General features: G+C 54.3%; 12 protein-coding genes and 1 pseudogene. 10 read left to right on the top strand and 3 right to left on the bottom strand.

The window, feature by feature from the left end:
* Nucleotides 1-27: 27 nt before the first annotated feature.
* On the top strand, nt 28-2,349 hold the full coding sequence (locus ACLH1U_RS09335) for a helix-turn-helix domain-containing protein (protein ID WP_065806152.1): 2,322 nt from the start codon (nt 28-30) through the stop codon (nt 2,347-2,349).
* Here the strand turns inward: ACLH1U_RS09335 and ACLH1U_RS09340 are convergent.
* Entirely contained in the window at nt 2,316-3,158 is an 843-nt protein-coding gene (locus ACLH1U_RS09340; protein WP_065806153.1) for a helix-turn-helix transcriptional regulator, read from the bottom strand. The two genes, ACLH1U_RS09335 and ACLH1U_RS09340, sit on opposite strands and share 34 nt — an antisense overlap.
* Nucleotides 3,159-3,265: 107 nt before the next feature.
* Between ACLH1U_RS09340 and ACLH1U_RS09345 the strand changes: the two genes are divergently transcribed.
* The 4 genes and pseudogenes from ACLH1U_RS09345 (at nt 3,266) to ACLH1U_RS09360 (ending at nt 7,988) form a co-directional block, all read left to right on the top strand.
* Nucleotides 3,266-4,174 carry an SDR family oxidoreductase gene (locus ACLH1U_RS09345; protein WP_162923962.1) on the top strand — a complete coding sequence of 303 codons (909 nt, stop codon included), beginning with the start codon at nt 3,266-3,268 and terminating at the stop codon, nt 4,172-4,174.
* A gap of 333 nt (nt 4,175-4,507) precedes the next feature.
* Complete coding sequence (gene sapA, locus ACLH1U_RS09350) at nt 4,508-6,151, top strand: ABC transporter substrate-binding protein SapA (protein ID WP_023289350.1); 1,644 nt, start codon at nt 4,508-4,510, stop codon at nt 6,149-6,151.
* Nucleotides 6,148-7,113: a putrescine export ABC transporter permease SapB gene (gene sapB / locus ACLH1U_RS09355; RefSeq protein WP_017900865.1), complete on the top strand. Its 966-nt coding sequence runs from the start codon at nt 6,148-6,150 to the stop codon at nt 7,111-7,113. The genes sapA and sapB overlap by 4 nt, the downstream gene beginning before the upstream one ends.
* 204 nt (nt 7,114-7,317) lie before the next feature.
* Nucleotides 7,318-7,988: pseudogene (locus ACLH1U_RS09360) on the top strand (SOS response-associated peptidase).
* A gap of 74 nt (nt 7,989-8,062) precedes the next feature.
* Here ACLH1U_RS09360 and arsH read toward each other — a convergent pair.
* Entirely contained in the window at nt 8,063-8,761 is a 699-nt protein-coding gene (arsH, locus tag ACLH1U_RS09365; protein WP_072421966.1) for an arsenical resistance protein ArsH, read from the bottom strand.
* Nucleotides 8,762-8,844: 83 nt separating this feature from the next.
* Between arsH and ACLH1U_RS09370 the strand changes: the two genes are divergently transcribed.
* Genes ACLH1U_RS09370 through arsC form a run of 3 tightly spaced genes read left to right on the top strand, consistent with a single transcriptional unit; the run spans nt 8,845 to nt 10,937 of the window.
* Entirely contained in the window at nt 8,845-9,165 is a 321-nt protein-coding gene (locus ACLH1U_RS09370) for a transcriptional regulator (protein WP_072421967.1), read from the top strand.
* A 44-nt stretch (nt 9,166-9,209) separates the two neighbouring features.
* Nucleotides 9,210-10,499: an arsenic transporter gene (locus tag ACLH1U_RS09375; protein WP_411299213.1), complete on the top strand. Its 1,290-nt coding sequence runs from the start codon at nt 9,210-9,212 to the stop codon at nt 10,497-10,499.
* A gap of 12 nt (nt 10,500-10,511) precedes the next feature.
* Complete coding sequence (gene arsC, locus ACLH1U_RS09380) at nt 10,512-10,937, top strand: glutaredoxin-dependent arsenate reductase (protein WP_072421969.1); 426 nt, start codon at nt 10,512-10,514, stop codon at nt 10,935-10,937.
* A gap of 200 nt (nt 10,938-11,137) precedes the next feature.
* On the opposite strand, the gene ACLH1U_RS09385 is transcribed toward arsC, so the two are convergent.
* Nucleotides 11,138-11,593, bottom strand: a complete 456-nt coding sequence (locus tag ACLH1U_RS09385) for a MarR family winged helix-turn-helix transcriptional regulator (RefSeq protein ID WP_110237622.1) — start codon at nt 11,591-11,593, stop codon at nt 11,138-11,140.
* A 135-nt stretch (nt 11,594-11,728) separates the two neighbouring features.
* Here ACLH1U_RS09385 and ACLH1U_RS09390 point away from each other — a divergent pair, with 135 nt between their 5' ends.
* Both ACLH1U_RS09390 and ACLH1U_RS09395 read left to right on the top strand, forming a co-directional pair.
* Nucleotides 11,729-12,160 (top strand): organic hydroperoxide resistance protein, encoded by a 432-nt coding sequence (locus ACLH1U_RS09390; protein ID WP_063942102.1) that lies wholly within the window; start codon nt 11,729-11,731, stop codon nt 12,158-12,160.
* Between the two features lie 246 nt (nt 12,161-12,406).
* Nucleotides 12,407-13,861: a sensor domain-containing diguanylate cyclase gene (locus ACLH1U_RS09395; protein WP_110237575.1), complete on the top strand. Its 1,455-nt coding sequence runs from the start codon at nt 12,407-12,409 to the stop codon at nt 13,859-13,861.
* Nucleotides 13,862-13,881: the final 20 nt, after the last annotated feature.

Here is a 13,881-nt window from a genome sequence, read left to right on the forward strand (position 1 = left end):
TGCTTTTTGTCTACAGAGGAGAACCATGTGGAGCAGCATTCAGGCGACTTTAGCGTCACCGTGCGCGATGTGCGTCAGCTAAGCCAGCCGGAGAGCGATCTGCTGACGCTGCTGTGGGTGCTGGAGGGGAGCGTAAATCTGGCGGAGGCGGAAGGTGCGCCGCAGCAGCTTGCCGTCGACGGGCTGGCGATCGTTAACCGCAACCGTCGCTGGAGCCTGCACAGCGCCGGGGGCAACGCGGTGATGGTCCTCACCCTCTCCGCCAGCTGGCTGGCCCGCCTCGACAACGCCTTTTTTGCCGTCGACTACCAGATATCGCCGCGCACCCGCGATGCCGATGACGGCCTGCGCCGCCTGATGCGCCAGCTGCTGGTGAGCGGCCTGGTCAATCATCCCGGCCATTACCGGCTGGAGGCCAACCGTTGGCTGAGTGAGATAGCGCTGCTGCTGGCCACGCGCTTCAGCCAGCCCATTGCCTTCACGCCACGGCGCGATGCTGAAAAATGGAGCCGGAGGATAGCCAGCGTAGTGGCGCGGATCGACGCCAACTATCAGCGCCGTCTCTCTTTACAGGAGGTGGCGGCCGCCGAGTTTGTCTCCGAGGCCTGGCTGTCACGCCTGTTTCACAAGGAGGTTGGCGTCAGTTTTGTTCAGTACCTCACCGCGCTGCGCCTGCGCCACGCTGCCGATCAGCTGTTAACCACCCGCAAACCCGTTCAGCAAATTGCCCGCGAGCAGGGGTTCGCCAGCACGCGGATGATGAGCGACCTGTTTAAGCGCCACCATGGGGTGACGCCGCGCCAGTATCGCGAGCGGTCCCCCCGGGAGCCGGGCCGACCGCGCCCGCCGCAGGGCGATCGCTGGCAGCCGGTGGCCGTGGACCGGCTCTACGCCCGCCTTAATGAGCCGGAACAACGCGACCGGGAGAGTCAGCCGCTGTTGATCAATCCGCCGCAAACCCGGGAGATCAACCTGCACCAGCGACCGGCGCGCGCCGCGGTGCTGCGCCATACCCGGATGGTGGTGACCGTGCGCGAGCTGGACGATCTGCTGCGGGAGGACGTGCGCCGCGAACTGGAGCAGTTGCACCGCGCCCTGCCGGTGTATGCCATTGATATCAACGATGCCTTTCTCAGCAGCCGCCTGTTCGGCACCGGCTGGGACGATCCGCAGATGGCTGGCTACGCCTGCTGGTACAACCTGCAGCAGATCTTCAGCTGGCTGGCGGCGATGGGCTGGCAGGTGATCCTGCATACCGGGGTCACCACCCGCAGCGATCTGCTGCAGCGCTTCCTGCAACTCGCCGCCAACCATTTTCCACCGACGACGCTCAGCAGCTGGCGCTTTGTCTGGCACTGGTCGCCGCAGGCCAGCGAAGCGGCCCGCCAGGCGGCCTGGCGGCAGCAGCGCGAGGTTCTTCACCGTCTGCTGCCGCAGCCGCAGCTGGGGATCTGGCACCGCTTTGCCGCCAGCGCGCCCGGGGAGGATCCGCTGTTCCACTCGCCGCTGCTGGCGGAAGCCGATTTTCTCGCCTGCCAGGCGGATGCCAACGAACGGCTGGATCTGGCTCAGGCGGACAGCAGCAGTCTGGCCTCCAGCGAGCACTATCCGGCGCATAAGCTGCGACAGATCCACAGCGCCCTGCGTCAACGGCAGCTTAACCTGCCGCTATGGCTGCTCTCGTGGAATACGCTGACCGGCGATACGCGGGACACCAACGGGCGCTTTTTTCGCGGCGCGCTGTTGATGGATAATCTGCTGGGGGTCGCGGACCAGGTCTGGCTGGCGGGCTTCTGGTTAAACTCCGGCCTCCAGGGCGAAGCCCGCGCCAACGGCAAGCTGGATACCTCCAGCCTGGCGCTGCACTATCTGCACGGGCTGCCACGCCCGGTTTACTGGGTGCTGTGGCTCTGGCGACGGCTGCGCGGCGAGATCCTGTTTCACGACAAAAACCTGCTGCTGCTCCATCACCAGGGGCACTACCAGCTGCTGCTGCGCAATACGGTGGTCTACAACCCCTGGCTCTCCAGCGAAGCGGCTTTTATTCAACGCTTCAGCCAGCCGTACAATGTGCGGCTGCAGGGGCTCAAGGGCCGCTGGCGCATCAAACAGCACCTCTTCGATCAGCACCACGGCGCGCTGTTCCCGCTGGTGGACGCCTTTCGCAGCCGCAGCGGCCCCGACGCCGAAGATTATCAGTGGCTGATGCATCAGGCCCGTCCGGCGCTCAGCGTGGAGGAAGCCCGACTCGACGGCCACTGGCTGCGGGTCGACTCGCTGGAGAGCAACGCCCTGGCCCTGTACGAATTTACCCCTCAGTACTCCCCCGATGAGGATCCCGACGCCTGAAGCAAACCGTGAATTTTGCGCTGGCTCTCCGTCGTCGCCGGGTTGAAAACCAGTAGCGACAGATCGGGGCGGCCCTCCACGGCAAAAGAGGTGAACTCCAGATCGAGCGGGCCCATCTGCGGGTGGTGAATGCGCTTATAGCCCTCGCCGTGGCCGGCGACGTCGTGGCTTTGCCAGAAACGGGCGAACTCGACGCTCTGCTGGCTGAGCTCCGCGATCAGCTGGTCAGTTTCCCTCGTGGCGCCCATCCGCGTGACGTCGGCGCGAAAGGCATTAACGATAAGCTGCCCCACCGTCTGCCAGTCCTCCAGGGTGCAGCGGGCCTCAGGCCGGGTAAACAGGCGCCGCAGCACGTTGCGCTCCGCCAGCGGCAGCTGGCCGTAGTCGGTCAGCACCCTGGCCGCCGCCGCGTTCCAGGCGATCACGTCCCAGCTGGCGGTACGGATAATCGCCGGAATGGCGAAGGCATCAAGCACCCGCTGTAGCCGCGGCGTCATATCATCCGTGATCGTCAAACGGGTCTGCGGCGGATGGCCGAAGGCGAGTATAAACAGATGTTCGCGCTCCGGGGTGGTCAGCCGAAGACCGCGGGCGATCCGCTCCAGCACCTCGCGGGAAGGCGCCCCGCCGCGCCCCTGTTCAAGCCAGGTATACCAGGTCGGGCTGATGCTGGCGAGCTGGGCGACCTCTTCACGGCGCAGGCCCGGCGTGCGCCGGCGTCCCGCCGGGAAGCCAAACGTTGCCGGGTCGAGACGCTGGCGCCTGGCGCGGAGAAAATCACCTAAAGCATGATTGTCAGAAGTGTTCATCATCTGCCTGTAAGTCTGCCTGTTAGAATTTATACCCCGATAATGTCTCTACTTTTATAGTATGACATCGCGGGTAGGATACGCCTGATAACCCGTCCAGGAGGTTCATAATGCGTATATTTCTTACCGGCGCGAGCGGATTTATCGGCTCGCGTATTCTTCCGGCGCTGCAGGCGTCGGGCCATCAGGTTATCGGCCTCGCGCGCAGCGACGCCACGGCGCAGGCCCTGGAAGCGGCAGGGGTCGAGGTGCGCCGCGGCACGCTGGACGCCCCCGATTCGCTGCTGGCGGGCGTCGAGAGCGCCGACGCGGTGATCCATACCGCTTTCGACCACGACTTCAGCCGCTTTGCCGCCAACTGCGAGAAAGACCGCCAGGCGATCCTCACCATGGGCCAGGCGCTGCGGGGCAGCGCGCGGCCGCTGGTCATCACCTCCGGCACGCTGATGGGCGACGACGGGAGCGGCGCCCCGGCCCGCGAGTCGTGCTTTAACGCCGCGCACCCCAGCCCGCGGACCGCCTCAGAACTTGCCGGCCAGCAGCTGCTGGAGGCGGGAGTGGACGTCCGGGTCGTTCGCCTGCCGCAGGTGCATGACACCGTGCGCCAGGGGCTGCTGACCAGCTATATCGAACGCGCGGTCGCCAGCGGCGCGGTGGCCTTGCGCGGCGAGGGGAACCACCGCTGGTCCGCCGCCCATGTCGATGACGTCGCGCGCCTGTACGTCAGCGCCCTGCTGCAGGGCGCTGCGGGCGAGCGCTACCATGCGGTGGCTGAAGAGGGGATCGCATTACGGGAGATTGCCGCAGTCATCGCCCGGGGCTTAAATCTGCCGCTGACCCAGCTGGATGAGGAGCAGGCTGACGCCTGGTTCGGCTGGTTTGCCCCCTTTACCGCCCTTGACCTGCGCGCCAGCTCGGCATGGACTCGCGAGCGATTGCAGTGGCAGCCGGTCGGCCCCGGGCTGCTGGAGGATTTACGGAATATGGATTATCAAAAAGTGACGTTGTCACGATAAACAAAAACGTCCCCCCCTGTATGACATCCGACGGGTAGGGTTACCCGCCCGTCGAACCCTCTGCTTTCTCCCCGCTATACTGAATTTATCCCCGGCGTTAGCGTCGCTTCCACCGTCCGGTCAACCGCGGCCAAACAGAGCTGACTGGCGATATCGGCGATAAAAAGTTACCATGTTTCATTATACAGACTCGGTTCCGCGACTATTTTAATCAATTGACTGAATACTATACGCACCCGGTAACCGCATTATCCCTCAGGCTTGTTGAAGGCGGTGGTGAATGTCTATGAATCTTAATAAGATAGAGTTCAACTCTATAATCAAACAGAAAATATGCGCCTGAAATTGTCATCTCTCCTGGCAGCGGTTTCCCTGCTGTGTGGGCAGGCTTTTGCCGCCCCTGCGCTCCCCGACCGCGCCGATATTCGCGACAGCGGTTTCGTCTATTGCGTCAGCGGCCAGGTTAATACCTTTAATCCGCAGAAAGTGAGCAGCGGACTGATCGTCGATACGCTGGCCGCGCAGATCTACGATCGCCTGCTTGACGTCGACCCTTATACCTATCGGCTGGTCCCCGAGCTGGCGGAGAGCTGGGAAGTCCTCGATAACGGCGCCACCTACCGCTTTCACCTGCGCCGCCACGTCCCGTTTCAACGCACGGCATGGTTCTCCCCGACGCGGGATTTCAACGCCGATGACGTGATTTTCACCTTTGGCCGCATTTTTAACCGCGATCACCCCTGGCACAACGTCAACGGCAGCAGCTTCCCCTACTTCGACAGCCTGCAGTTTGCTGACAGCGTGGAGAGCGTCCGCAAGCTCGATAATCAGACCGTGGAGTTTCGCCTCAAGCGGCCGGATGCATCATTCCTCTGGCATCTGGCCACCCACTATGCGTCGATTACCTCCGCCGAATATGCCGCCCGCTTAACGCAGGACGATCGTCAGGAACAGCTCGATCGCCAGCCGGTGGGCACCGGCCCGTTCCAGCTGTCTGAGTACCGCTCCGGGCAGTATGTTCGCCTGCAGCGCCACCCCGGCTACTGGCGCGGCAAGCCGTTGATGCCGCAGGTGGTGGTTGACCTCGGCTCCGGTGGAACCGGCCGCCTGTCGAAACTGCTGACCGGCGAATGCGACGTGCTGGCCTGGCCGGCCGCCAGCCAGTTGACGATCCTGCGTGACGACCCGCGCCTGCGCCTGACGCTGCGTCCGGGGATGAACATTGCCTGGCTGGCCTTCAACACCGCCAAGCCGCCGCTGGACAACCCGGAGGTGCGCCACGCGCTGGCGCTGGCCATTAACAACCAGCGCCTGATGCAGTCTATCTACTATGGCACCGCGGAGACGGCGGCGTCGATGCTGCCGCGCGCCTCGTGGGCCTACGATAACGACGCTAAGATTACCGAATATAATCCCCAGGAGGCCCGCACCCGCCTGAAGGCCCTGGGGCTGGAAAATCTGACCCTCAAACTGTGGGTTCCCACCAGCTCGCAGGCGTGGAACCCCAGCCCGTTGAAAACAGCAGAGCTGATCCAGGCGGATATGGCGCAGATCGGCGTCAAGGTGATCATCATGCCGGTGGAGGGGCGCTTCCAGGAGGCGCGGCTGATGGACATGAACCATGACCTGACGCTCTCCGGCTGGGCGACGGACAGTAACGATCCGGACAGCTTCTTCCGGCCGCTGCTGAGCTGCGCGGCGATCGCCTCGCAAACCAACTTCGCCCACTGGTGTAACCGGGAATTTGATGACGTGCTGCAAAAAGCGCTGCTCTCGCAGCAGCTCTCCTCGCGGATGGACGCTTACAAAGAGGCCCAGCGCATCCTCGCTCGTGAACTGCCGGTCCTGCCGCTGGCCTCATCGCTGCGGTTGCAGGCCTATCGCTATGATATGAAAGGCCTGGTGCTTAGCCCCTTCGGTAACGCTTCGTTCGCTGGCGTATCGCGGGAGAAAACCGAAGAGGTGAAAAAACCATGATTATTTTTACCCTGCGCCGTCTGCTGCTGTTGCTGGTCACCCTCTTTTTTCTGACCTTTGTCGGCTTCAGCCTGAGCTACTTCACTCCCCATGCCCCACTGCAGGGCGCGACCCTGTGGAATGCATGGCTGTTCTGGTTTGAAGGGGTGCTGCACTGGGATTTTGGCGTCTCCAGCATTAACGGCCAGCTGATTTCCGAGCAGCTGCGCGAGGTGTTCCCGGCGACCATGGAGCTGTGCATCCTCGCCTTCGGCTTTGCCCTGCTGATTGGCATTCCGGTGGGGATGATCGCCGGCGTGATGCGCAACAAATGGCCCGATACCCTGATCAGCGCCGTCGCGCTGGTCGGTTTCTCGATCCCGGTCTTCTGGCTGGCGCTGCTCCTGACCCTCTTCTTCTCCCTGACCCTCGGCTGGCTTCCGGTCTCCGGCCGCTTCGACCTGCTGTATGAGGTGAAAAACGTCACCGGTTTCGCGCTGATTGACGCCTGGCTTTCGGACTCGCCGTGGCGCCATGAGATGATCGTCAGCGCCGCCCGGCATATGGTGCTGCCGGTGCTGACCCTGGCGGTAGCCCCCACTACCGAAGTGATCCGCCTGATGCGCATTAGCACCAGCGAGGTCTATGACACCAACTACGTCAAGGCGGCCGCCACCCGCGGCGTCTCGCGACGCAAAATTTTACTGCGCCACGTGCTGCACAACGCCCTGCCGCCGGTGATCCCGCGCCTCGGCCTGCAGTTTTCCACCATGCTCACCCTGGCGATGATCACGGAGATGGTGTTCAGCTGGCCAGGGCTGGGCCGGTGGCTTATCAACGCCATTCGTCAGCAGGACTACGCGGCGATCTCCGCCGGAGTGATGGTGATTGGCGCGCTGGTGATTATTGTCAACGTGATTTCCGATATTCTCGGTGCCATGGCTAACCCACTGAAACATAAGGAATGGTATGCCCTACGATAGCGCCTACAAGATAAATATTTTTGTCAATTAAAAACAATGAGTTAGATTTTCAAACTGTGCGATTTTTCTGATTTTAATACACAATTTTGTACACATTGTTTTTGACGTCATCTCCGACAGTCATCAGTTAGATGGCTGTCGGAGTTCCCTTCCTACGTTTCCTCCACAACTTCTATACTTTCAGTCTGAAGACTGAAGGTATCCATGTGCGGACGCTTTGCTCAATCACAAACCCGTGAAGAATATCTGGCATACCTAGCGGATGAAGCCGAGCGCGACATCGCATACGACCCTGATCCGATTGGACGTTACAACATGGCGCCCGGTACCAAAGTTCTGTTGCTGAGCGAACGCAACGAAGAACTCCACCTCGATCCGGTGCACTGGGGTTACGCGCCAGGGTGGTGGGATAAACCGCCATTGATTAATGCCCGGGTTGAGACCGCAGCCAGCAGCAGGATGTTTAAGCTTCTCTGGCAGCACGGCCGGGCGATCTGTTTTGCGTATGGCTGGTTTGAGTGGAAGCGTGAAGGTGGCAAGAAACAGCCCTATTTCATCCATAGAAAAGACGGCAACCCCATTTTTTTGGCGGCGATCGGCAGCGCACCTTTTGAACGCGGCGATGAAGCTGAAGGATTTTTGATAGTGACCGCTGCGGCCGATCAGGGCCTCGTCGATATTCACGACCGCCGGCCGTTAGTGTTAGTGCCGGAAGCAGCGCGCGAATAGATGAGGCAGGATGTCCCCGGCTGCAGGCAGTTGAGACTACCGAAGACGGAGTACTGCCCGCTGAGTATTTCTTCTTGAACACGGTCTCGCGTGCCATGAGTGACGTGAAAAAACAAGGGCCAGAACTAATTATTGAGCGGCTATAAATTCATAACGTCCGCAATGTGCCAGGAGCGGACGTTGTTAAGCTCATGCATTATGGATTAACGAAGAACAGAAGTTATATTTTGTCCTGATTGACACGGGATGACAGCTCCTGATGGCTCTCTTTTCGCTCGCTGTAACGATGAGCAAGATAGCCGGTTTGTCCCTTAAGCAGCAGCGTGATTTTAAACAGCTCCTCGGCTACATCGACGATGCGGTCATACCATGACGAAGGTTTCATTCGTCCGTTTTCGTCAAACTCCTGCCACGCTTTGGCTACGGAGGACTGGTTGGGGATCGTAAACATCCGCATCCAGCGGCCCAGGATACGCATCTGATTTACTGCATTGAAGGACTGTGAACCGCCGCAGACCTGCATTACCGCAAGTGTTTTGCCCTGCGAAGGACGAACCGCGCCTTCACTTAATGGTATCCAGTCAATTTGCGCCTTCATAACTGCGCTCATAGCCCCGTGCCGTTCCGGAGAACTCCACACCATCCCGTCACACCATCTGACCAGACCACGCAGCTCGGTGACTTTAGGATGCGTGTCCGGCGCATCATCCGGCAGGGGTAGACCGGATGGATTAAACAGTTTTACCTCCGCGCCCATCGCCGTCAGCAGGCGACCAGCTTCTTCCGCAGCAAAGCGGCTGTAGGAGCGCTCTCTTACTGAGCCATACAGGATAAGAATCCGTGGCGGCTCTTGCAGGTTCAGGCGTTCAGCGATGTCTTGATCAAAGAATTCAATATTCAGGGCAGGAAATTGTTCCATTTTTCTCCTCCGGAGAGAGCAGATGGTTTCAGATTTAATACATATGATTTATCATATATATTCTAAAGGGAACGGAGTGAAAAATGCTACAACCTGTTCAGCTTTTCAAAATCCTGTCGGATGAAACTCGGCTCGCCATCGTCATGATTCTCCGGGAGTCAGGAGAACTGTGCGTTTGTGATATCTGCGCAACCATTTCCGAATCACAGCCCAAAGTCTCGCGACATATGGCTATCCTTCGTGAGGCTGGGCTGGTTCTGGACCGTCGTGAAGGCAAATGGATCCACTATCGTCTGTCACCCCACATACCGGCATGGGCAGCTGAGACAATTACGACGTCCTGGCAGTGTATGCGGGAGGATTTGCGTAAATGGCTGGATAAATCAGCCTGCACCTCCTGCTGAGAAAAGAAAACAAATTCACATAATCATATATAACGGAGTCTGAGATGCTTTTGGCGGGGAGTATATTTTTACTGACGTTGATACTGGTGATCTGGCAACCCGGAGGCCTGAGTATTGGCTGGAGTGCGAGTATCGGGGCTGTGCTGGCGCTGGTAACCGGAGTCATCCATATCGCTGATATTCCCGTTGTCTGGAATATCGTCTGGAACGCGACAGCGGCATTTATTGCGGTCATCATCATCAGCCTGCTGCTCGATGAGTCCGGCTTCTTTGAATGGGCCGCTCTGCACGTCTCCCGCTGGGGTAACGGACGTGGCCGCCTTTTGTTTAGCTGGATAGTCTTGCTTGGGGCTGCTGTTGCTGCACTCTTTGCCAATGATGGAGCCGCACTGATCCTGACGCCGATTGTAATTGCGATGCTGCTCGCACTGGGATTCAGTCAGGGCACGACACTAGCCTTTGTCATGGCCGCAGGATTTATTGCAGATACGGCCAGCCTGCCGCTCATTGTTTCTAACCTAGTGAATATCGTCTCGGCGGACTTTTTCGGTCTGGGCTTTACGCAGTATGCCTCCGTGATGATCCCCGTAGATGTGGCCGCAATTACGGCCACGCTGGTCATGCTGCATCTCTTCTTCCGCAGGGATATTCCGGTGACGTATGACGTTTCGCTGCTGAAGACGCCTGCCAGTGCGATAAAGGATCCGACAACGTTCAGGGCGGGCTGGATTGTCCTGTTTTTGCTACTTGTCGGTTTCTTTGTTCTGGAACCTCTTGGGATCCCGATAAGTGCAATAGCCGCTACTGGCGCAGCAGTACTGTTCATAGTGGCGAAAAGAGGTCACGCCATCAACACAGGAAAAGTCCTGCGCGATGCACCATGGCAGATAGTTATTTTTTCACTGGGCATGTACCTGGTGGTCTATGGCCTGCGCAATGCAGGGCTCACGGAGTCTCTATCTGACGTGCTAAACCTGCTGGCAGAAAAGGGGTTATGGGCAGCAACGTTCGGCACCGGCTTCCTGACCGCGTTCCTGTCGTCGGTAATGAATAACATGCCGACGGTGCTGATTGGTGCGCTGTCGATTGACGGAAGTACGGCGACTGGCGTCGTCAAAGAGGCAATGATTTATGCCAACGTGATTGGCTGCGATTTAGGCCCGAAAATCACTCCGATTGGCAGTCTGGCAACCCTGCTGTGGTTACATGTGCTGGCACAGAAAAACATGACCATCACCTGGGGATATTACTTCCGCACCGGCATAATCATGACCCTGCCCGTGCTTTTCGTCACTCTGGCCGTGCTGGCGTGGCGGCTCTCTGTCACCTTGTAGCGAGATATTGATATGAGCAATATTACCATCTATCACAACCCGGCCTGTGGCACCTCACGTAACACGCTGGAGATGATCCGTAACAGCGGTAACGAACCAACCATTATTTATTATCTCGATACGCCCCCGACTCGTGATGAGCTTAGCAAACTAATTTCTGATATGGGTATTTCAGTACGTGCATTGCTGCGTAAGAACGTCGAACCTTATGAGCAACTGGGGCTTGATGAAGACAAATTTTCTGATGAGCAGTTGGTTGATTTTATGCTTCAACATCCGATCCTGATTAATCGACCGGTGGTCGTGACGCCGCTTGGCACACGTCTTTGTCGTCCCTCAGAAATTGTGCTGGACATTCTGCCTGAAGGCCAGAAAAGCGCTTTTACCAAAGAAGATGGCGAAAAGGTCATTGATGATACAGGGAAACGGGTTAAGTAATCTTTCCGCGTAATATTAACGGGCGTCTGTTAACTTCATACCGGCGTCCGCTTCTCGCTCTACGCGGACTGTAGCAGCAGAACAACCAATAAATGCTAAGGCTGAGTCACATGACTTTGAGCAGGTCACAGTACCCCATAGTCGGAACCAGAGCCCAAGCTGGAACCTTTATACCTCAAACAGCTTGCTAGTTAAGAAGGTCAAGATTGCAGTAAATTATTTCTTACCTTGATAATTGTCTTCTGCAAGAGTTGCACCTCTTCAAGTGTCAGTCCTAGTGAATAAAACACTTTCATGCACCGATGGCTTGCTTTGTGCAATTCTCTGCCCTCATCCGTAAGAAAGATGTGAACCTTACGCTCATCTTCGACTGAGCGCTGTCTGATCACGATTCCTTTTTTCTCAAGAATTTTTAACATTGGCGTGAGGGTGCTTGACGCTAAGAATAATCTCTCGCCTAACTGATTAACGGTTAGTCCATCTTCTTCCGCCAATGCCAACAATGTAATCCATTGAGAATATGTTAACCCCAGCTCTGACAGATAAGGCTGGTAAGCCTTACCGAAGGCAAGGTTAGCAGTGTAAGTGGCAAAGCAGAGAAAATCCTCAAGCTTCGGAAAATCCCCTTGTTCAAAAAGGCTTACGTTTTCGTTCATAACTGACCCCATATACTTTAAGCCAAGTATATCGCATACGATTTTTTCTGAAAAGCACATTGACAAGACTCAATCTTTGGATATCATTACAACACGATTCAATCGCACACAAACAAATTTAGAAGGGCAATGACTATGAAGATTTTTTATAAAACAAGTGCAACGTCAGTCGGTGGTCGTGATGGCAGAGTAGACTTAGATGACGGTTCGTTTGGCCTCGATTTAGTCAGCTTCACTAATGACAGTGGTAAAACTGGCGCCAATCCGGAGCAATTGTTTGCTATGGGTTATGCAGCCTGTTTTGATAACGCTCTGATTCATATCGCACAGCAACAAAAACTCGAGGGTATTTCGACCAAAACGTCTTGTGCTGTTGGGATTGGACAAAATGCGAATGGCGGTTTTTCCCTGGATATTGATTTAGATGTTGAAGTACGTGGACTGGACAAGACAGCTGCAATTGAACTTGTAAAGAAAGGTCACGAGGTTTGTCCATATTCAAACGCAACCAGAGGAAATATTGATGTTCGTCTTCATGTTAGTATAGTGGATAAATTTGATATTTAACATGCTCATAGATGCCTATGTGAAAATATCATGGGCATCATTTTCATGGCAATAACTATAAATCACAAACAGAATGATTTCTTCCCTCTCTCCCTACAGGAAATTACAATCCCCCCTCACAATCATACTGAACTCAACAACCTTCCCCCTCATTCCCTAAGAAAGATAAAATATACATTTTAGCAAACTTAAAAATTAGTGCTATAATCATATCGTTCCCATAATAAAAAACTCAAGGAGGATAAAATGAAGCAAAAAAGACATAGCGGCAGAATACACTCTCTTTATGACTCGCTCGTTCACCGAGATTTCCACCTGGAAGATATTCTTATCAGGATAATTAATGAAGGAATTAAAGCATTTGATTTAGAGATAGGGATTATAAGCAGGATAGAAAACAACAAATATACAATAATTGGCTCTAGCGGTCATAAAGATATTCATCCAGGAATGATATTTAATCTCGAAAATACTTATTGCCAAGCTGTAGTGGCAGAGAAAAAAATCATAAGCGTGAATAATGCAGGGCATCACCCATTACTAAAAAAACATCCTGTTTATTTATCCATGTCACTCGAATCATATATTGCAGCCCCAATATTTGTGAGAAATAACATTTGGGGAACTATTAATTTCTCATCAAAAAATGTCAAATTAGAAAATTTTAACAGTGAAGATCATGAATTCATAGGTCTAATGGCTGAAGGAATAGCATCACTTTTAGAAATAGATATTTTAACAAAAGAAAAAGAGAGTATAATTCAATCTTTAGTAGAATCAAATCAGATACTTGAAAAGATATTTAACAATTCCACAATTGGGACGGCTATCGTTTCAGAAGAAGGACGATGGATAAAAGTCAATCAAGCCCTTACTAATATGCTTGGATATACAAAGGAATATTTACTGTCAACAAACTTCCAAATGATAACGTATAAAGACGATCTTGACCTTGATCTCAAGCTTTTAGAATCCTTAAAAAATGGTGAAATACCACATTACGAACTCGAAAAAAGATACATCAAATCCAATCATGAGTGTATTTGGTGTCTTTTGAGCGTGTCAATGATGAAAAATGAAGTTAACAATTCCATATATTATATATCTCAAATCCAAAACATTGACGATCGTAAAAAAATGGAATTAGATGTTATACAAAAACAAAAGGAACTCAAAAGAGCAAATGAAGAGTTAGAAAAAATGGCAACTTTTGATTCATTAACTGGTATTTACAACCGAAGAAAGTTCATGATTTTCTTCAGCGAAGTAAAAATGAAGGCAGAATGTAACCTTGAACCTTTCTCTCTAGCCATTATCGATATAGATTATTTTAAATCATATAATGACGACTTTGGCCATCAGGAGGGTGATAAAGCGTTAAAGTATGTAGCACTCAATTTAACCGATACATTGAATAAAAAAGGAATTGTTGCGCGATTCGGTGGTGAAGAGTTCATTGCTCTTATCCCAGGCACAACTGACAGCGAATGCTTAACGGCATGCGAAAAATTAAGAAAATCCATCGAAGATATTTCAACCCTTCAAAGAAAAATCACTGTCAGCATTGGCGCTGTAACTATATTTCCGAAGTCAGATTGTAACATTTCATTTGACGACATATTCAAAATTACAGACTCGAAACTATACGAAGCCAAGAAATCAGGTAGAAACCGTTTAAAACACGCTCACTTAGAGCATTGAATCTTAACTTTAATATGCCA

The organism is Klebsiella sp. 1SOBk5mer, from assembly GCF_046603115.1.
GTDB classification, from domain to species: domain Bacteria; phylum Pseudomonadota; class Gammaproteobacteria; order Enterobacterales; family Enterobacteriaceae; genus Klebsiella; species Klebsiella quasipneumoniae.